Source organism: Hymenobacter artigasi, assembly GCF_012275535.1.
GTDB lineage: Bacteria > Bacteroidota > Bacteroidia > Cytophagales > Hymenobacteraceae > Hymenobacter > Hymenobacter artigasi.
Map to the genome: position 1 here is coordinate 40,700 of NZ_JAAVTK010000021.1, position 21,988 is coordinate 62,687.

Consider the following 21,988-nt stretch of genomic DNA (forward strand, 5'->3'; position numbering starts at 1 on the left):
CTCATTTCGTTTTGCTGCCAGTGGTTTTGCTGCTGTCGACGCGGGCGGTGGGCGGGGTTTGCAGCGAATCCTGCAAGGCCTTTTTATCGGCTTTTTCTTCCTTGCGCTGCTGCTTACGCTCCTGCTTTATCTCGGGGGGTAGCTTGGCAAACAGCTCTTTGAAGCTGTCGTATTCGCGCTGGAATACCAAGGCCGCGCCGGTCTTGATGAGCAGGCCGTCGATGTCCTCGTAGGCGTTCTGGCGGAAGGCGCGCAGGCGCAGGCGGCCATCGCGCAGAATACTGTATTCGATACTGATGTCGCCAGCGAAGTTGCTGGCCGAGCTTTTGCCCTGAGTGGCCTGCGAGCCCGCGCCACCCAACGGAATATCGGTGCCGAGGCGCACGGACAGGCGATTGTTCAGGAACTGGCGCTTCACGGCCACGTTCAGGTCGGTACGGCTCTTGGCCGAGCCGCTGCTGTAGTCGGCCTGGTTGGTCACGCCCAGGTCGAGGCCCAGGCCGGAGAGGTACTTGCCGGTCAGGTTGTTCAGTTGGTCGGTGAGCACCGCGCTGGCCGAGCCGCGCAGCTGCGTGGCCACGAAGCTCTCGCTGGCGCTGGCATCAAACGGGTTCTGCTGCAGGAAGCGGCCCAGAATCAGCAGTGAGAATACCTGCTTGCTTTGCTCCGAGGTCTGGTTGGGCTGGCGCAGCTGGGCCAGCTTGGCCTCTACCTGGCCACTTAGCGCGCCGCGCTGGCTTTCGGGCAGCGTGATGTCGAAATTGATGAGCGGCTGGCTGAGCTTGTCGGTCACCTTCAGCAGCACGTTGAAGGGGAGGCGGTTACGGGCCGTGGTGTTGGCCACGGCATTGTCGAGGCCCTGGGCGGCCAGCAGGTCGGCGGGGGCGGCTTCTACCTTGTACACGGCCGTTACGTCGAGGTCGGCGTTATAGGGGTCGCCGCTCCACGTCAGGCTGGAACCGGGCCGAATGATGAAGTCGCGCGAAGCCAGGTCGTAGAGCGACAGATGGTAGGAGCCCCGCGCCACTTCTAGCCGGCCGCTGAGCGTGATGGTGCCCGTGGGGTCGATGTTGGTGTTGAGCGTGCCGTTGGCGCGCACCTTCAGGTTGTCGCCGCTGATGGGGTCGATAACCACGGTGAAGGGCGTTTTATCGGTCACCGTCACCACGGCCGTGATGTCGTAGCCGGAGGCCGTTTTCATGGTGTCCAGCGCCAGCTGCCGCTGCAGCATGGTGTCCACGGGCGCGCTCTTATCAATCCACTCCACAATGCCTTCGGAGGCCACCTTGTTGGCCTCCGTGCCCGGCGATTCAATGGTCAGGTTGGAGCCCTCGACTACCGTCACGTTGGTATTGATTTTCATGAGCTCCAGCGGGCCGGTAATGCGGGTGCGGGAGTCCACCACCAGCTTGCCGTAGAACAGCGGGTTGTTTTTGCGGGTGCTGTTTACGGCCGTGAAGTTGTCGGTGGTGGCCGTGAGGTCAAAGGCGTAGTTGATGAAATCTTTGGTCAGCAGGTAACCGTTGGCCACCGCTTTGTTGTCGGCCGAGTCGCGCACCGTGAAGTTGTCGAACTTAATGCCCCGGTCGTCAAACGTCAGGTCCTGGCCCGGCAGGCGGTAGAGCGCGCCAAGCTGCGTGACGGCAAACGCCGCCTCAGGCGACGTGGTGAGCGTGCCGCGCACCACCGGGGCCGAGGGGGAACCCTTCACCGTGAGCTGGCCGCGCACGTAGCCCGCCGCCTGCTGAAGCTGCCCGGCCGAGAAGGCCTGGGCGAGTTTCAACATCAGGCGCTGGGCATCCACGGTCAGGTTGAGGGGCTCCTTGCTATCGGCCTGGTAAAAGCCGGTTACCCGCACATCGTTGCCCTCGCCGCCAATGGAGCCGCTGGCCCCGCCGGTCAGGCGGGCATCCAGGTCGTAGCGGTTGGGCGTGGAGTTAGTGGCTTTCACGGCGATGTCGCCAATAACGGCCTTCTGGAAGGTGAGGCCCGTGACGGTGGCATCGGCTGTGAAGGCCATGTTTTTCTGGCCGAGGTTGCGCAGCGCGGCCTGGCCGTTCAGGGTGCCGGCCACCAGCGAGTCGGTGCCTTGCACGGCTTTGGCCAGCTCGGCAAGGTCAAAATCGGTGAAGCGCACATTCAGCGGCGAGGTTTTCACCCGAGGGTTTTCGCTTTGCACAGCCAGCGAGCTGCGGCCATTGGTCAGGTTGAGGCCGTCGGCCACGATGGCGCCGCTAGGGAAGTAGCGTAGGTAGTTGTTGGCACCGGCCGTCCAGTTTTCGTAGTTGATAACCTGCTCGGGCGCGGCCTCAAACTGGTACACCACGCCTTTTTCGCCGGGCAGCGTGCCGTCGGGGCGGGTGCTGAGGGTGCCGGCCACGGCCAGCCGCTCGCGGTTGGCCGAGTCGCCGAGGATGGCCACGCGGGTGAATACCTTGTTGTTCGCCACATTGCCCACAATGCTGGGGCGGCGCAGCTTCAGGGTGGTATCCTGGGCGGCCCTGGCCATGCGCAGGCTGCAGTCGAGCTTACCGGGGTCCGAGTCCACGCCCAGCTTCAGCGAATCGATGCGGTAGTTGGCGTAGCGAATAATGGGGATGCTGGTATTGGCCGTGAGGCGGGCGGCCTGCCGCGAGTAGTCGCCGGCGAGCGTGAAGGGCGAAATCTGCTTCAAATCCGGCACCAGCTTGGTGGCCAGCTTGGGGTCTTTCAGCTGCAATGAATACGTGAAATGCCGGTCGGCACTGTTGGCCACGTACTTCACGCCGGGCACGTCGAAGTAGCGGTCGAGGTGCTGCTGCAGTTCGGTGGCGATATCGCCGAGGTGCACGTTGCCATCGAGGCGCACGTTGGCAATATCGGAGGTGATGACGGCCAGCGTGCGGTTGGCATTCTGCACAATGCGGCCGTTGAGCGAGTCCAACGGAAACCGCTGGTTGTCGCGCACAATCACAATCTTGGTCCCGCTGAACGTGCCGTTGAGAGAGTTCAAATCGGAGCCGCGCAGGTTGGCCACCAGGTTGCCCTGCACCCGCAGGTCGCCGCCGGTATAAAAGCCCAGCGCCGTGAGGTTGGCTCCGCGCAGGTTCAGCTTGGTGACTTCGTAGGTGGGGTTTTTGGCGTCGCGCAGATTCACCACGGCCGTCAGGTCGAGGTCGAGGTTGGGGTCGTCCTTGCTGCTGGCATTGATGACGTAGCGGTTGCGGTCGAGGTCCACCGTGGCTTTCACGCCTTTGTAGGTGTAGCCGTTGTAGCGGGCGCTCTGCACGTTGGCATTCACCTGGCCAACCAGCGTGCCGGGGTCTTTCAGGTTGCCGGTGGCGTTGATGCGACCAGTAGCAGTGACGCGCCCGATGGTGGGGTCCTTTAGCAGCTTGCCAAAATCGAACGCCTTCACCGCGAAGGTGCCCACGAGCGGCTGCCGGCCGTTGGCCTGCGCCTTACCCAAATTACCACTGAAAGCCAGGTCGCCGTAGCTGGTGCGGGCCTGCAGGTTGGTGTTGAACTGCAGCGTGGTTGGGTAGCCCTTAAACGTACCGTTCACCGCGAACGTGGGCGGAATGCTGATGTTGTTCGGAATGCTGCCCTTGGGCGCGAGGCTCATAATATCGGCCCGTGACGAGCTAAACTGCTTCAAATTAGCATCCACGTACAGCCGCCCGTCCACCTCCGGCAGGCCGGTGATGTGGATGCGGGGCGCTTTCACGATGGTGTTGCGCAGGCCCACAAACTCGAAGTTGCGGATGGTCATGTCGCCCACGCGGCCGGCAATCTGCCCGTTCACCAGCACGCTCTGGTTGGGGCCGGTGTTGAAGGGTGGCGTGCCGGCCAGCTGCGGCGCCAAGTACAGAATATCGCGGAAGCCGATGCGCACTTCGCGCAGGTCGCCGTCAATCTTCAGGTTCGCCAGCTGCTTGGTGTCGCTCAGGGCCGCCAGGTTTTTGTAGCCAATGGCCAGCTTGCGCCGGATGCGGGTGTGCGGGGTGATGAGGTCGAGGCTATCAAGGCGGATTTGCACCGAGTCGTACACCACGTTGGCCCGCCACGACGAGATTTCGAAGCCGCTTTGCTCCTTGCCGGCCAGGTTATCGACCTTGGCGGTGGTGCGGTTTTCGGTGTAGCTCAAATCGTGCGTGTTCAGCACCAGCTCGCTGAAGGCAAGGTGGTTGTAATCCATCGCCGGCAGGCGGGTCTTCTGTTTGGGCTCGTTGAAGTTGTCGAATTTTACCGCGAGCCCGCTGATGTCGGACTCATTCAGCGTCACCTTCCAGGCCAGGCGCTGGCCGGTGGCGGCCTTGTTCTGGTCGGCGGCCTCATCGAGCTTGCGCACTACTTCGGCGGGGTTCACCACCCGCTCTTCCACCGCAATGTCTTTGTTCTGAGCGTAGGCAAACGTGGTGTTTTTGAGGGTGAGCTTGTCCAGCGCCACCAGCTCTTTTTGCAGGTCGATGTTCTTGGCCGTGATGTCGGCCAGGCCGATATTGGTGCTGATGTACTGGCCTGAGGGCGCGTTCTTATACACAAACCCCACGCTGTCGAGCGTAGCCTGGTTGATGCCGAACTGCACCGAAATAGGAGTAGTGGGGGCGGCGTTATCCACCTGCGGGGCCGTCTTCGTCTGCACGATGCTGATGGCGGCGCGGTGCAGCGCGGCTTTATCCACCTTATAGATGGACTTATCCACATTCACTTCGTCCATGTTGGCGGTAAACTCGCCGATGCGCGCCCGGATATCGGAGCCCGTCACCTCATCGAGCTGCGTGAAGTAGATATTCGTGAGCCGGGCCTTGCCGATGTCGTATTTCAGGGTCGAAGCAGTGGTATCGACCGGCGCGTTGGGGTCCACGAAGGCATCGATGATGAAGTCGTAGTTGTTCACCGAATCGGGTTCGGTGCGCGTGAGGCGCACGCGGCCATCGTTCAGCTCGACGTTGGAAATATTTATCTGGCTGTGCAGCAATGCCCAGATATCAATGTCGACGCCGAGGTGGCCGACCGATAAAAGCGTGTCGCGCTGCTGGTCGGCCAGGTACACGCCGTCGAGGTTGATGGCGTGGCGAAAATCAGTCCGAAACTTCCCGATTTTAACCTCCGTTTTGAGCTTGCCGCGCAGGTAACTTTCGGCGCGGCTGGCCACAAAGTCCTGGCCCGAAGGGAATTGCAGAAATACTACCACTCCAATAACGAGGAGTAGGACCAGGGCAATTAACCCTAGAATTCCGTAGAGGGCACGACGCAGAAAAGTGGACAAAGCAGGAAGTAATTAGCGGCAACACAAAGCAAAGGCAACTTCCCAAACGCAAAACCAGCGGTTGGGGTTGGCTGCTGGCCCGACGTCCCGCCGGCCGAACACGACCCGGCCCAACTGCGTAAGCCCTGGCCCGTGCGACTGCTCGTGCGCAACCGATTGAGCACAATGACTCCCGCGCGGCTTCGTAAATCCTCTCTTGGCAAGTCCCTATCTTGCACCTCCCAAACCCCACCGCTTGCCCATGATACTACGTTTTTCTCTTCCCTACCGCACCGTACTCGGCCAGCGTTTGGCCGTGTGCGGCTCCCATCCCGACCTCGGCAACTGGCAGCCCACGGCAGCCGCCGACATGAACTACGACGAAGCCAGCACCTGCTGGAGCATCGAGCTGACGGTGCCCGACACCACCGGCGAGCTCACCTATAAGTATGTGCTGCGCGACGACAACACCGGCGGCGAGCACTGGGAAGCCGGCCCTAATCGCACCATCGCCTACGATGCCACCCGCACGCCCCGCCTGCACCTAGCCGACTACTGGCGCGCCCCCGCCCAGCCCGAAAACGAGCTGCTGACCGCCGCCTTCACCAAAGCCCTGTTCCGCCGCCCTGCCAAAGCCCCGGCCGAAACCCCGGCCGCCAAAGCCAAAAGAGCGCCCGCCGCCAAAACCAAGGCGGCCAAATCTGCTGCCGAAACCAGTGCAGCCGAACCAAGCACAAAGCACCAGGCACCAGGCACCACATATCCCGCCGCTGGCGAAACCACCTTCCGCCTGCTGGCTCCGCGCGTAGCGCCGCAGCACGGCCTCTGCATTCTCGGCTCTGACCCTGCCCTGGGGGCCTGGGACAACACCAAAGCCCTCGTGCTCGCCGATGCCGAATATCCCACCTGGAGTGGCACCGTGACGCTGCAAAACCCCGGCGAGGACTGCCACTACAAGTACGCCATGTGGGACGCCGCCGCCGGCCACGCCCTCGACATGGAAGGCGGTGAAAACCGCGTGGTGCCCGCCACGCAGGACTACATCATGGCCCGCGTCTTCAACGACGAGGCCTACCAGTATGCCACCACTTGGCGCGGGGCCGGCGTGGCCCTGCCCGTGTTTGCCATGCGCAGCGCCACCGGCCTCGGGGTAGGGGAGTTCTCCGATTTGAAGCTGCTGACCGACTGGGCCGTGCAAACCGGCCTCAAGCTGGTGCAGATTCTGCCCATCAATGACACCACGGCTACGCACACCTGGGTCGATTCGTACCCCTACGCGGCCATTTCGGTGTTTGCGCTGCACCCGCAGTTTATTCACCTCGAAGGCATTGCTGCCCTCAAGGACAAGAAGGCCGCCAAGGAGCTGGCCACGCTCAAAGCCGAATTTAACGCCAAGGATTTCGTGGACTACGAGCCGGTGATGAACGCCAAGTGGAAGTTTCTCAAGCTGCTCTATCAGCAGGAGAAAGCCGCCTTCCTGGCCGACCCCGAGTACCGCGAGTTCTACGCCAGCCAGGCCGACTGGCTGGTGCCGTATGCCGCATTCTCGGCCCTGCGCGACCGGTACCAGACCGCCGATTTCCAGGAGTGGCCCGCGCAGTTCCGCACCCCGCAGAACCTGGCCGCGCTCACCGCCGAAACCGCGCCGGACTACGACGACTACGGCCTGTTCTTCTTCACCCAGTACCACCTCGACAAGCAGCTGCGCGCCGCCGTGGCCTACGCCCGCTCCCGCGGCGTGGTGCTGAAGGGCGACCTGCCCATCGGCATCTACCGCCACTCCGTGGATGCCTGGACCCAGCCCGAGCTCTACCATATGGACAGCCAGGCCGGGGCCCCACCCGATGATTTCTCCACCACCGGCCAGAACTGGCGCTTCCCCACCTACAACTGGCAGCGCATGGCCGAAGACGGCTACCTGTGGTGGAAGCAGCGTATGGGCCACCTCGCCCGCTACTTCGACACGCTGCGCATCGACCACATCCTGGGCTTCTTCCGCATCTGGGAAATGCCCATTGAGTCGGTGGAAGGTCTGCTGGGCCACTTTGCGCCCGCCTTGCCCCTGCACCGCCACGAGATTGAGCAGCGCCTCGGCTGGTTCAATTACTCGCGCCTCTGCGAGCCTTATATCCGCTGGCATATGCTCGAGGATATTTTCCAGGGCGAAGCGCAGGCCGTGTTCGATGAGTACCTGAACGATGCCAGCTACGGCCACATTCACCTCAAGGACGAAGTGAATGACCAGCGCAAAATCGAAGCCTATATCGCCCGGAAAGTAGCCGCCCAGCCCGAGCACGCCGAGTACTTCGCCTGGCTGCAAAAGGGCCTGTTTGCGCTGGTGAACGAGGTGCTGTTCGTGCCCGCTGGCAACGACTTCTACCACCCGCGCATCACCCTGAATAAGAGCTACTCGTTCCGCGAACTGGACTCCGACCAGGACCGCCGCCGCCTCTATGATGACATTTACGTGGACTTCTTCTTCCAACGCCATGAGGAGTTCTGGCGGCAGCAGGGCCTCGTGAAGCTGCCGCCCGTGCGCTACGCCACCGACATGCTCATCTGCGGCGAAGACCTGGGCATGGTGCCCGCCTCGGTGCCCGGCGTGATGAAGGCGCTCGGCATCCTGGGCCTCCACATCCAGCGCATGCCCTCAAACCCCGAAACCGAGTTCGGCCACCCCAACACCGCGCCCTACCTGAGCGTAGTCACCACCAGCAGCCACGACATGAGCACTGTCCGCGGCTGGTGGGAAGAGGACCGGGTGCGCACCCAGCGCTTTTTCGAAACCATCCTGGGCCACTGGCGTGAGGTAGCCCCGTTCTACTGCGAGCCCTGGGTGGCCCGCGAAATCCTGGTTCAGCACCTGCACTCGCCGGCCATGTGGGCCATCTTCCCGCTCCAGGACCTGCTGGCCATGGACAACAACCTGCGCCGCGCCAACCCGCACGAGGAGCAAATCAACGTGCCCAGCAACCCCAGCCACTTCTGGAAATATCGCCTGCACCTCCCGCTGGAGGAGCTAGTGGAGGCCGTGGGCTTCAATGAGCCGCTGCGGGCGCTGGTGAGCGCCAGCGGGCGGGGGTGAGGAGACTTCGTTGTTCGCATGGGTAATTCGCGCTCTGCTGAACAACGAATTTTTGCTCGCATTGGTGTTGAACGCAGAAAGGGCCTTCCCAATTTGGGAAGGCCCTTTCTGCGTTCAAGGCTGACTACCTATTCCGTCCTCCGTCCAGCATAGCTGCTACGCCAAAGTATGCTTTCTATAAGCACTTATAGTTATTGTTGAGTTAGGTGGGTAATTATTGAGTTAAGTGGATAATAGTACTAAAAAAAAGTTTTGTTCGAAGAAAACATAAACTTTTAAAAAGTATAAAATCCGGAGTAGAACTCCCTTCGTAGTTGGTTGGATTATATCGCTACGCGAAATCCTAATTTTATAGTGTCCCGGCTATTGCGTTTACCGGCAGAATAATTAGGTTCATCGAAAATATGCCTTCCCCATTATGGGAACAAAGTAATTTTGTACACACTAAGACGCCTGCTATTCATTCGCTATGATGACAGTTGGACCTCGCGTAGATTTTAAATATTCATTTATTTTGATGTATTTGACTATGCACAAGAGTAATGAAATATGCTTTTTGTGCAAATTTTTACGAATTGACAAATTTCTGGGCCTTTTAATAGTACTAGTGAAATCAAACTCCTAAAAAATAGCATTGTGCTAATTGCCCAATCGGGATTTTACTGCTGTACTATGCATTTAACTAGTCTTAACATTTTTTTAAATCCTTCACTTTTACCTGTATAACACTCTTATGACACAGTTTTTACGAACGTTGGGGCTATTGCTTGCCTTCGTCGCGCTAATCCGACCGGGTAACGTCTGGGCCCAGGCGTGTACTACGGGTACCAGTACGCTGGTGCTCCGCACCACGGCGCCTGTGCCCACAGGCACCTATACCTCGAACAGCATCGAGGAAGACAAGCACCCTACCGGCACTGGCGCGACAACCCCCGGCCCGGAGACGGTGCGGGCCACCTCGTTCTTGTTTAGCGACTACCTCAGCACGGCTCCGGGGGCATTAACTACCGCCCAAACCACCAACGACATCTTCCGGCTTTATGCGGCCGGTACTTATGGCACCATTGACGGGCGGGCGCTGGTTTGGCGGCAAAATAACTCGGCGGTGAACTTGACGACGGCCAACGGCGGCATTGCCAGTGGGCAAGTCGCTACCACCAATGCCAACACGCCCTTCTACGCCACCGTTACCTTGACCTTCGACCGGGAAGTGTCGAACCTGACATTTGTGGTGCAGGATATCGACAAGGGCACGCTTAACACGACAGGCGTGACCGCCAACGGCGGTGGCAGCGACTTTACGGATGAGCTGGACCTGTATGCCCTGAACGGTGCCGGGACGCGAGTAGCCCTGGCGGCTGCCAACGTTTCGACCGTAGCCAACATCAACCAGTTTCTCGCGAACCAGTCGGTGAATGGGACGACGCAGGATGCTGTGCGCGGCATCGGCCTCAACGGTGACCCCAATAATGCGAATTCTTCGAGCCGGCTGGGCAACGTGACCATTACGTTTACCAGCCCGGTAAAATCCGTGCGGCTGACGTTTCGCAACCTGAACACCATCACCGGTGCCACCACCCGCATTCAGACCATCGGTTTCGAGCAGATTTCCTGGTGCAGCCAGGCGGACCTGACCACGACCCTTGCGGCGCAGGCATCGCCCGTACTGGCGGGAGGAACCGGACAGTTTAACGTGACCTTTGCCAACGTGGGCGACATCACCACTGCGGCTACTACGCAGCGGGTGCAATTGCCTACTAACCTGAGCGGGGTATCTGCCACCAACGGGGGCGTGTATAGCAGTACTACGGGCTTCGTAACCTACAGCAACGCGGCCGCTACCGCCCTGGCCAACTACGCTAGTGCGGCATTCAGCTCGGTTATTACGTTTACGGCCCCGGCTTCGGGACTAGTAAATGGCACTTCCACCATTACCTCGACCACGACGGAGGGCCCAAGCAGTGACCCTAACCCAAACACGGCCACGGCTGCCATTGCCGTAACGCCTGTAGCCGACCTTACCACGACCCTGACCGGGCCGGGCGCTTTGGTGGGAGGAGTGCAATCGGGCAACTATACCGTGACGTACACCAACAACGGCCCTTCTGTGGCCGCCAGCACAACGCGGACCGTCACGATTCCTACCACCTACCTGACCGGCGCGCCAACTCCTTCGGCGGGAACGGTAACAACGGTGGGAGGAAACTATGTTATCACGTTCCCGGCGGGCACCAACGTGGCCTCGGGCAACACCGCTTCCTATACGTTCACGATTACACCCACAGCGGCTACGTCGCTGGGTCAGAGCATTCCGGTTACCAGCAATACGGCCCCCGGTACCGGGGGCACCGGCCAGGGGGCCAATACGGCTCCCGACCAGGCCAGCATAAACTACGTGGTAGGCGCCGTGGCTGATGTGGGCGTGTCCTTCTCCAGCGGCCAGGCCAATAACTCGACGGTGACGGCGGGTACCACGGTCACCTATGGCGTTACATTCACCAACGCCGGCCCTTCTGCCGCCAGCGACGTAACCCGCACGGTAAGCATTCCGGCCGGGGTGCTTCAGAGCAGCATTGGCTTTTCGGGTGGCACTCTCACCGGTACCCAAACTACCGGCTATACCATTACGTACCCTGGGGGAGTTATCGCGGCTGGCAATTCGACAGCCTACGCCTTTAGCTTCGCGGCGCCAGCCAGCGGGCCAATCAGTGTGGTGGCCAACACGACCACCTCAACCGGTCAGGGAGCCAATACGGTGGCCGACTCGGACACCCGCACCCTGAACGTGACGCCGGTGCCCCTGAGTGGCACTGTGTACGACGATGTGAATTACGGTGGCGGTGCTGGCCGTACCTACACGGCGGCTAATAATTCGGCCACCGCCTCGGGTTTTGCCAGCAACGACATCGGCAGTGCCAACACCATTGTTGAGATATACAATAACCTGGGCGCTTTCGTGGGCTCGACGACGACCAACACGCTCGGAGCATATTCGTACAACCTGCCCGGAACCGGCTCCTATACGGTGCGGGTGGTGAACTCAACCGTGGTGCCCGTTCGTACCTCGACCGTAACCGGCCTGGTGCCGGTGCAGACATACGTACTGAACGACGTGAACCGGGTGGGCGGCGAAAACCCACAGTTTACTGACGCGGCAGCCAACACCGGCAGCCAGACCCTCAGCAGCCTGAGCAGCGGTACTGTGACCCCACAGTCGCTGTACACGGCTACGTTTACCACCACGGCTACTACGGGTATCGATTTCGGCTTCAACTTCGATACAGTGGTTAACACCAACGACGTAGCCACCGTAACCGGGACCAACGCGCAGGGCTCGCTCCGGCAGTTCCTGCTCAATGCCCGTGCCCTCTCCAACACCAACCTTGACCAAGCTGCCGCCAGCACCGGGGGCAGCGCACCAGCTGCAGGAGTAGAGACGAGCATTTTCATGATTTCGAACGGTACGTCGGTGCCCGGCCTGCGCGCCGGTCTGATGAACCAGCTCACGGCTGGCGTGGCCGTGATTACGCCGGTAGCCACGCTGCCGCAACTGACGGGGGCTAACTCGCCTTTTACCCGCATCGACGGCACAACCCAGACCCAGAACGTGGGCAACACCAACAACGTGACCCTGGGTGCCGGCGGCACCGTGGGTACCGCCGCTACGGCTCTGGGCCAGCTAAACGGTCCCGAGGTACAGTTGTCTGGCCGCACGACCATCGCCTTTGGCCTTGACATAGCCGCTTCGGCCACCAACACTACCATCACGGGCCTGGCCATTGTGGGCTTCGGTAATGCATTGGATAGCAACACCGGCGCCAACATCCGGAGCGCCGCCAACGACATTACCATTACGCGCAACATACTAGGCTCGGCGGCTACGGCCTTCGCTGCCCCTGCCACCCCAACCAATGCCGACAACGTGCGCCTGACCGGCGGCACGAGCGGCGTGGTGGTGAGCAACAACCTCATTGGCTATTCGAACAGCAAGGGCATCGCCATCAACAACACGGTGAGCAATGCGACTGTGTCGGGCAACGAAATCCGCAGCAACGGCTTAAGCAGCGCCAACTACGATGGGGTTGACATTCAAGGCAGCAGTAATACCATCAGCAACAACCTGCTAACCGGTACCTCGGGCCAGGGCGTGGATAGCTACCGCTCGGCGGGCAGTAACACCATCACCGGCAATACCATTACCGACAACGGCCGGGGCACGGCCACGGTAGCACCCAGCGAAACGCCGGGCGTGCGCATCTACGGTGCGAACAACACTATCTCCCAAAACATCATTTCCGATAACTACGGGGCGGGCATCATGCTCGAAGGGACTACCAACGCGGGCGTCGTAGTGGCAGCATCTGCCACGAAAATTAGCCAGAACTCCATTTTCAACAACGGCACCGTGCTGGCCCGTAACGGCGCAGCCGCTACCGGGCAAGTGGGCATCGACCTGGAAGCGACGGGTGATAACGAGCTAGCGGGCACTGCCCCCTTCCAAACGTTGAACAGTGCCACCGCCACCGGTGCCAACGGCCTGGTGAACTACCCCATCCTCACCTCGGCTACCCTGGTGGGCACCAACCTGGTGCTGAAAGGCTACGCCAAAGCGGGTGCCAGCATCGAGCTGTTCCTGGCTCAGGCCAATACGCTGGCGGCCCCCTCGGCTACCACGGGCAACAACTTCGGTCAGGGCCGAACCTACCTGACCACGCTGCTCGAAGGCTCGGCGGCTGATACCGACGCGCGCATCGGCCTGAGCTATTCGGGCCCCATCAACGGGTTCGACCAGGGCTCGGATACCAACGCCAGCGGCTTCATCTTCACCATTGCGCTCAATGCCGCGCAGCAGGCGCTGGTGGTGTCGGGCGTGAAGCTCACGGCTACCAGCACGCTGGGTAACGCCACCTCGGAGTTCTCGGGCAACATCAGCTTGAGTGCCGATGTGACGACGACCATCACCGGTCCCAACGACCTGGCCGCCGGCCAGCCCACAGGCATCTTCACGGCCACGTTCTCGAACCCCGGCAACACGGCTGCCGCCACCGTAACCCAGAAGGTGACGCTGCCCACGGGCGCTTCGCTCACAGCGGCTCAGCTCAGCACGATTCAGACGGCTTACCCCACCACTACCGTCAGCGGGGGTGTTATCACCTTCCCGGCCGTGGCTTCACTGGCAGCTGGTGCCAGCAACGTGTACCAGTTTGCCTTCACGGCAGCTACCACTACGGGGGCGGCCAGCATTGCCAGCAACGTGACCACCACCACCACGCAGAACCCGAACACGGCACCCGATGCCGCGTCGTTTGCCCTCACGGTGAGCGCCGTGGCCGATGTAGCGGCCACCGTTACCGGTAATGCTACGTCAGTAGCCGTAGGCTCGGCGGGCACGTTCAACGTGACCTTTACCAACCTGGCAGCTACGGGCCCCAACCCCGCCGCAGGCGTAGTGGCTGCCGTGCAGCTGCCAGCCGGCCTCAACACCGGCCTGACCACCGGCCTCGTGAGCGCCTCCAACGGCGGCGTGTACGATAACACGACCGGCTTGGTAACCTACGCCGGCATCACTTCGCTCACCAGTGGGCAGTCCCAGGCTTCGGTGATTACCTATACGCAGCCCAACACGGGTACTGTTACGGCCACCGCCACCGTGAGCACCACCACCAACCAGGTGGGTCAGATTGCCAACGATGTGCAGGCCGCTACCAACACCGGCTCAGCCGGCTTCGACCTGGCTACCACCCTCAGCGGCCCCGCTACTGCAGTGGCCGGCACGCTGGTAACGTATGGCGTGACGACCAGCAACAACGGCCCCGGCACCGCGCCCGGCGCAGTGCAGACGGTGAGCATCCCTACGACGGCGGCCCTGACCGACGTCTTCCTGAGCAATGGCGGAACCTACTCGTTCAGCAACAGCACCAGCCTGTTTACTTTCCCAGTTATTCCGGCGCTAAGCAACGGGCAGCAGGTCAACAACAGCATCAGCTTCACGAGCCCCGGCCCGGCATCCGGCAGCCTGGCCCTCACGGCCCTGGTAACGCCCAACACCTCGGCCGCCGGCGATGCCAACACGGTTAACAACCAGGTGAGCATCAGCACGACGCTGACGACGGCCCCGGCCGCCGCCGGCAACACGGCTAACCTGTACGTCACTATCTCGTCGGACAAGCCCAACGGCGTGGCCCCCGGTACCCCCATTGTGTTCACCGTGACCCAGGCCAACAATGGTCCCAACGCGGCTACCAGCGTGATGACGCGTGCCTACCTGCCCACCGGCCTCACCGGCGTAGTGGTGAAGGACAAGGCCGGTGCTACCATTACCAACAGCACTACCACTGGCTACAATGCGGCTACTGGCGTGGTAATATTCCCCACCGAAACCAATGAGGCCAGTGCCAACACTCCCCTGAGCTACACCATCACGGCCAATGCCCCGGCTTCGGGCGTGGTAACGGCTACCGCGACCGTAACTGCCGCCACCAACGACCCCGTGCCCGCCGATAACGTGGCCCTGACCGCCGTAACGGTGAACCAGCCTATTGCCGGCGACATGGCCACCAGCCTCAGCGGCCCGGCCACCGCCACCCCCGGCGAGAGCGTCGTGTACACGGTGACGGCTGTCAACAACGGTACCACCAACGCCACGGGCGTAAGCCAGACGGTGCAGCTGCCCGCCGGCCTCACCGGCGTGGTGGTGCGCGATGCCAACAACAACGTGGTGGCCAACACGACCACCACGGGCTACAACGCCGCCACCGGCCTCGTAACTTATGCTACCACGGCTACGCTGGCTGCCGGGGCTTCGCTCACCCGCACCATCACGCTGCCTGCGCCGGACTTCTCCGGCTCGGCCACGGGGGGCAGCATTGTGCCGGTGGCCTCGGTTACCAGCACCTCGCCCGATGTAACGCTGGCCAACAACACGGCCAAAGTGACTACCGTCATCAAGCCGGTTGCCGACTTCACCGTGAGCCTGAGCGGTCCGGCCACGGCCGTGACCGGCAGCCCGGTAACCTACACCGTGACCACGGCCAACAACGGCCCCTCGGTAGGCGGCCAGCAAACCACCGTGCAGCTGCCCATCGGCCTCGACGCGGCTGGCGGCGGCCTGGTACTGCCCACCGGCGCTACCTACAGCGGCGCCACCGGCCTGCTTACACTTGCCGCCGTGCCGGCGCAGGGCCTCGGCCTGGCCAATGCCCGCACCAGCTCCGTGAGCTTCAACCTGCCAGCTGGCCTAGTCGTACTGACCCCTACGGCTCAGGTAACGGCCGCTACCGGCACCAACGATGCTAACCTAGCCAACAATGTGGCTACCGCTACCACTACGGTAACCCCTGCCACCGAGCTGATAATCGACCTGGCGACCACAGTAACCTCCAACGCGCCCGGCAATACCGCCGGGGCCGGGGGCACCCAGACGGCCGGCCAGCCCATCACGTTCACCGTGACGGCTACCAACAACACGGCCGGTAGCACCGCTACCAACGTGGTGCAGCAGCTGGCGCTGGCCGCCGGCCTGACCGGCGTGAAGCTTGACGGCACCGACCCAACGTCGACTACCAACGGCATCTCGACCTACGCCACCGGTACCTACAACGCCAACACCGGCGTGGTAACGTTTAACGCCCTCAGCGTAGTGAACGGCACGCCCCGTGTCCGCACCGTGCTGTTGAACGCGCCCACCAGCGGCCCACTGGTAGCTACGGCCGCCGTGAAAGGCGACCAGTCCGACGCTGTCACGGCCAACAACACGGCCAACACGAGCATCGCCATCACGACCAGCGCCGACCTGGTAACCAGCACGACTGGTCCAACGGCGACGGCTCCCAGCACGCCCGTAACCTATTCGGTGATAACGACCAACAACGGCCCGTCGGCCGCCATTAGCGTGGTGCCTACCATCGTCCTGCCCGCCGGGGCTACCAATGTGGTCCTGCCTGCCGGGGCCAACCTCAGCGGCAGCACCGTGACCTTTGCCACTATCGGCAGCCTGGCCAACGGCCAGATTGCTACCAACACGGTAACCTTCACCTCGCCCGCTACTGCTGGCAGCTACACCGTGAACGGCAACAGCCAGAGCACAACCACCGACCCGACACCCGGCAACAACGCCAGCTCGGCCGCCACCACCAGCACGGCTCCTACCCCGGCTCCCGTGGCCTTCGATGTAGTGGACAAGACGACGTTTAGCGCTGGAACTGCCGGTGCCGTGAACACGGCCATCGGCAACACCGCCGGTCAGGTGCTGATTTCGCCGCTTAGCGCGGCGGCCTCTACCGGCCGGACCATTGCTACCTACCTGGTAACGGCCTTGCCGAACGCTACGCAGGGTAAGCTCTACTACAACTCTACCGGCACGACCTATGTGCTCGTAACGTTGACCCAGCCGCTGACGCCAGCCCAGGCTGCCAGCCTGAAGTTCGCCCCCGCCGACAACGCGACCACTTCGGCCTCGGTGGGCGACATCACGTTCTCCTACACGGCTACCGATGACCTGAACAACGTTTCGAACGCCGCTCTGTACACCATCCCGGTGGGCAAGGACAACAACTCGTTCTACACGTCTACGCCTAATAAGGGCCGCGCCGTGCAGTACCAGACCAACGACGTGCTGGCCTTCGTGATTGACCCCAACGGCGCGGCGTACAATAGTGCTGGCCTGGTCTACAATGCCTCGGGTACCACCACGACCATCCTGGCCACTGGTGGTAGTAACGGCCTCGTGAACACGCCCAACAGCGTGGTAGCAGCTTCTTCGGGCAACGGCCCCGCCGCCTCCGGCCTCTACCCCGCCAACCCGACGAACGTGCTGCCGGCCGGCGTGAGCCTGGACCCGGCCACGGGCCTGGTGTTCGTGAGCAACCGCGCCCTGTTGGTCAACAACAACACGGTGAAGTACTACCAGATTAACGTGACGACGACTGATGTGAACGGCGGCACGAACCTGGTGACGGCCCAGTTCAGCATCGGCGGCTACCCGCTACCGGTTGAGCTCACCGACTTCACGGCCACGGCCGTGAAGAACCTCGACGCGGCGCTGCTGTGGCACACGGCCCAAGAGAAGAACAACGACCACTTTGACGTGGAGCGCAGCCTCAACGGCACGGACTTCGTGAAAATCGGGGATGTGAAAGGCCAGGGCAGCAAAACCACTGCTACCGAGTACGCCCTGACCGATGCCGGCATCGGTCCTAAAGCCAAAGGCCTGGTGTACTACCGCCTCAAGCAGGTGGACACCGACGGCGAAACGAGCTACTCGCCCGTACGCACGGTTGCCTTCACCACGGCTCTGGTGCCCGTTATCACGCTGTTCCCGAACCCGGCCACCACCGGCACGCAGCTCGACCTGACCCAGCTGCCCACCGGCCGCTACCAGGTGAGCGTGCTCGACGCTACCGGCCGCATCGTGCTCAACACGACGCTGGAAGCCGGCCTGGCTCACGCCCTGGACCTGAACACCATCGCCAGCGGTACTTACAACGTACTGGTGCGCGGCCAGAGTAACGGCCAGCCCATCAACCTGACCAAGCGCCTCATCAAAGAATAGCTGATGCGGCCCCGGCTCCCGGCTGGCGGATACGTAAAAGGGCCCTCCCCAAACGGGAGGGCCTTTTTTTATTCTGTGTTGTCTGCATATGTGCGCACACTTCCACTGAAGCAGTTATGCAAATCCTCTGATGAACTAAGCATGAGCTTACTGGCCATGTGGAACATGTATTCCGCTCCATGGCCTACTGGCCATCGACAGCCACCGACGCCGCTCCAACCCGCACGAGGAGCAAATCAACGTGCCCAGCAACCCCAGTCACTTTTGGAAATACCGCCTGCACCTCCCGCTTGAGGAGTTGGTCGATGCCGTGGGCTTCAACGAGCCCCTGCGGGCGCTGGTGGAAGCCAGCGGCCGGGGGTAGGATACTTTTGTTTCAATAGTAATTCTTTTTAAAAAAATGCTGGTGGCCGGCCCCTTTACGGGTTGGTCGTTCACTATTTAGGAATTGGCTAAACTCTAGATATTTAGCTGTTTTGCACTTGTCCCAGGCTGTGTAACCTTTGAAAAGTGCGGGTTGTTAATAAAAAAGTAATAATTATTGGATATCCTATGCACTGTGAATAAATACTCATAATGCAACTGTTTAGTATCTGGTTACACTATTTGATGCATGTTCTGATGATGGTTGAAGCGTTTTGGGTAAAAACTAACTCCCCACTACTACATGGATTAATTTAAAAAAAATGATTAAGAATAGAAGTCTACCTCTTTACTTTGTACTATAAACTGCTTCGAGTGTATAGCATCAAGAATTTATTTCCTTTAGTACTTTAAAAGGTATCTGCTGAATTAAAAAGGCATTGCTTTTTTCTCACCATTTCTTTAACAGGCTGTACCAGGTGCTTTCATCGGCTAGACAAGCTCTTTGGTCGAGGTTAGACTGGCTAACAGAGCGGTAGTAAATAATTTTGAATTTGATTCAGGGATTGAATAAGAATATGGGTTCGATAACTGCACCATAATCCCTGTTAAAAAATTCTGTTAAATCTGATTACATCTCAACTCTCGCAATTACTTCTTTCATTCTTTGCATTTTTTATGAGAATTACTTTACCAGTGTGGCTTTTAGCAATGGCTTTTCTGCCGCTAGTCGGTTGGGCACAAACGCCACAACTTGAGTTAACTGAGGGAACTCCCACAGTAAATACGATTAAATCGCGTAAGCAGGAGACTGCTTTTAAGCAGTTAATGGCGACGGCAGCGGCTAGAGTTGCTGCTGCCTGTACTAACACCACGACACTGGATTTTAACCAGCGGCCAGTGAACGAAGATTGGAAGAACCATGCTCCTGTCAATGCCGGGGCGGCAAATACCAATACGACAATTACAACGGCTGGCTCGTACATAGAGCCAGTTGGGGGTGCGGAGACTACCTTGCGTGTAAGCAATAATGGCGGTACCCTGAATGGGCAACCACTCTTTTGGTTTGCCGATTACACCAGTTCCCGAAATGCTACGACGCAGATAACATACTCTTTTAACCGTCCGGTTAACAATTTCTCGCTCCGTATTCAGGACATTGATATTGGTACTGGGGCAAACGGCTGGATTGATGAGGTAACCTTTAATGCTACCCAAGCCAACGGCGTTGTTCTCAACTTGTCTTCGGCTTCTGACGCAACGTATACCAATAATGTTTTCTACAATACGGTAAGCGGCAACAAAATCACGGGTATCCAAAACAACGTGCCTAACTCTGAACAGGCAACAGTTACGGTTACGTTTAATAAGCCCATCGTTTCTTTTCAAATAACGTATCGTAATACAGTCAACTTGACGAATCCAGGTGGCCAGTTCATCGGTATAAACTACATGAGCTGGTGCACCCAGGCCAACGTGGCCACCACGCTCAGCGGACCTGCTCGTGCCATCGTGGGAACGCAGGTGACCTACACGGCTGCCACCACGGCTTCCGGCGACTACGATGCCTCCGGTGTTCGGCCCCAAGTGCAGCTTAGTCCGGGCCTGAACTCGCAGAGCCCCGTGTTTCCGGTGGGCAGCAGCTACAACAACACAACGGGTTTGCTAACGCTGCCGGTTGTGCCGCTTCTGGCCGTTGGCACCAGCAGCACCTCCATCATCAAATTTAATATGCCGTCCTCTACCGTGACGGGCAAGGCCAGCAGCACCATCGATACCGACGATGCTGACCCGTTGGATAATAACGGCTCGCTCACTAATGCCAACGTTACCACCACTACCAACGCGGCACCGACAGCAGCGGCAAAATCGGCCAGTGTTACCGCCAACACGGCGATATTTTCGGCACTGCCGGCGATGACGGGTACCGACCCTAACAACGACGTGCTGACTTACACCATTGTTGGGTCGAGCATTGCTAACATCAACTTCGGAACCGTCTACTACACCCGCAATGGAGTGCGGACGGCCCTTGCTGGCACCAGCAATGTGACGCTGACCGAGGCCGAGGCAGCTACACTGGAGTTTAAGAATGCCACTGGTGTACGTACCCCAACTGCTTCCAGCCGCTCTTTTAGCTACTTCGTGTCAGACCTGTACGGTGGTGATAGCCCTGCGGTAAATTACACCATTACAATCGGCGACCAGCCGGCTGTATACACTTCGCCAAACACATTTATTCGCGCCAGTTTGGTTGATAACCAGATTTTGGCTTCTGTTACAGACCCTGATGGTGCGATTACGACAGCATCTTCTGTTCAAACAGCTGGGACTAATCAAGCTAGAATCCTTTTTAATACCACGACGGGCCAGTTTACTGCCAACATAGGTAATGGCAATGGTCAACAACCGGCGGCAGGTACTTATACCTACAATGTGACCACCTTCGGAGCCAGCGCAGGAACTTCCGTTACCACAGTTACCATCACTATCCTGGCTTCCGACACGGAAGCGGCTTATTCGACCAGCAACACATTCAACCGCGACGCCCTCAGTACCGGCATGACGTTGGCAACCGTGACCGACCCCGACGGGCCACTGACAAACGCCGCACTCACAGGTGCCGCGCCAACCGGTGTTACGTTTAATACCACCAACGGAAGATTCACTGTTGGTTCGAGCGTTCCGTTTGCAGGTACTTACACATACAATGTTACCACCACCGACGTAGCCGGTGGTACAACGGTAGCCCCTGTCACTATCATCATTCGAGAGGATGTAGAAGCCTTGTACACTTCTGCCGCGGCCCAGCCAAATGCTTATGCGAATGGGTTTTCTTTGGCTACCGTAACGGATGCAGATGGTAACATCACCAATGCTGTTCTGAGCACATCAACTTTGCCCGCTGGGGTTGGCATAAACTCCACAACCGGCCAATTTACTGTTACCGACCGTACGCTGTTGAAACCCGGCACCTACATTGTCCAGGTTAGAACAACGGATGTCACCGGAGGATTGACTCTGCAGGATGTGGCCATCAATATCGGTGCCCGTCCCCTTCCGGTTGAGCTGACGGCCTTCACGGCTACGGCCAAGAGCCAGGATGCGCTGTTGGCCTGGAACACGGCTTCGGAGAAGAACAACGACCACTTCGACGTGGAGCGCAGCCTCAACGGCTCGGACTACGTGAAAATCAGCCAGGTGCAGGCCAAGGGTGCCAAAACTACTCCCACCGACTATGCCCTGACCGATGCCGGCATCGGCGCGAAAGTGAGCGGCACGGTGTACTACCGCCTCAAGCAGGTAGACACCGATGGCACTACTACTTACTCGCCCGTGCGTACAGTGGCTTTCACCAGCACATTGGTGCCGACCATCAGCCTTACGCCGAACCCGGCCACGGCCGCTACCACCAAGCTAGACCTGACCCAGCTGCCCGCTGGTTCGTACGAAGTGCGAGTGCTGGATGCTACCGGCCGTACCGTGCTCAGCACGACGCTGACTGCCGGCCTGGCTCACGCCCTCGACCTGAACACCGTGGCCAGCGGTACCTACACTGTTGTGGTACGCGGCCACTCCCTCACCTTGGCCAAGCACTTGGTGAAGGAATAGCTGAAGCATCCGGGCACACTGTCCGATTGATAAAAAAGCCCTCCCTTAGTCGGGCTTGTCCTTACCCAAAACTCAGAAAGCGCCGGCCAGTAGGTCGGCGCTTTTTTTGTGGGCGGGTAGTAGCTTTCGGACATGAGCATTTCAACAG

At 59.9% G+C, this 21,988-nt stretch carries 6 protein-coding genes; 4 read left to right on the top strand and 2 right to left on the bottom strand.

Annotated features, from left to right (window positions below):
- Window position 1 precedes the first annotated feature (1 nt).
- Window positions 2-5,251, bottom strand: a complete 5,250-nt coding sequence (locus HBN54_RS21335; RefSeq protein ID WP_168675263.1) for a translocation/assembly module TamB domain-containing protein — start codon at window positions 5,249-5,251, stop codon at window positions 2-4.
- A 241-nt stretch (window positions 5,252-5,492) separates the two neighbouring features.
- Between HBN54_RS21335 and HBN54_RS21340 the strand changes: the two genes are divergently transcribed.
- The 3 genes from HBN54_RS21340 (at window position 5,493) to HBN54_RS23900 (ending at window position 18,229) form a co-directional block, all read left to right on the top strand.
- Window positions 5,493-8,315, top strand: a complete 2,823-nt coding sequence (locus HBN54_RS21340; protein ID WP_168675264.1) for a 4-alpha-glucanotransferase — start codon at window positions 5,493-5,495, stop codon at window positions 8,313-8,315.
- Window positions 8,316-9,048: 733 nt separating this feature from the next.
- Window positions 9,049-17,865, top strand: a complete 8,817-nt coding sequence (locus HBN54_RS21345) for a right-handed parallel beta-helix repeat-containing protein (RefSeq protein WP_168675265.1) — start codon at window positions 9,049-9,051, stop codon at window positions 17,863-17,865.
- Between the two features lie 241 nt (window positions 17,866-18,106).
- Window positions 18,107-18,229: a hypothetical protein gene (locus HBN54_RS23900; RefSeq protein WP_262888311.1), complete on the top strand. Its 123-nt coding sequence runs from the start codon at window positions 18,107-18,109 to the stop codon at window positions 18,227-18,229.
- A 637-nt stretch (window positions 18,230-18,866) separates the two neighbouring features.
- On the opposite strand, the gene HBN54_RS21350 is transcribed toward HBN54_RS23900, so the two are convergent.
- The gene (locus HBN54_RS21350) at window positions 18,867-19,214 is read right to left on the bottom strand and encodes a hypothetical protein (protein WP_168675266.1); all 348 of its coding nucleotides are present in this window, start codon (window positions 19,212-19,214) and stop codon (window positions 18,867-18,869) included.
- A 466-nt stretch (window positions 19,215-19,680) separates the two neighbouring features.
- On the opposite strand from HBN54_RS21350, the gene HBN54_RS21355 reads away from it, so the two are divergent.
- Entirely contained in the window at window positions 19,681-21,840 is a 2,160-nt protein-coding gene (locus tag HBN54_RS21355) for a T9SS type A sorting domain-containing protein (RefSeq protein ID WP_168675267.1), read from the top strand.
- Window positions 21,841-21,988 lie beyond the last annotated feature (148 nt).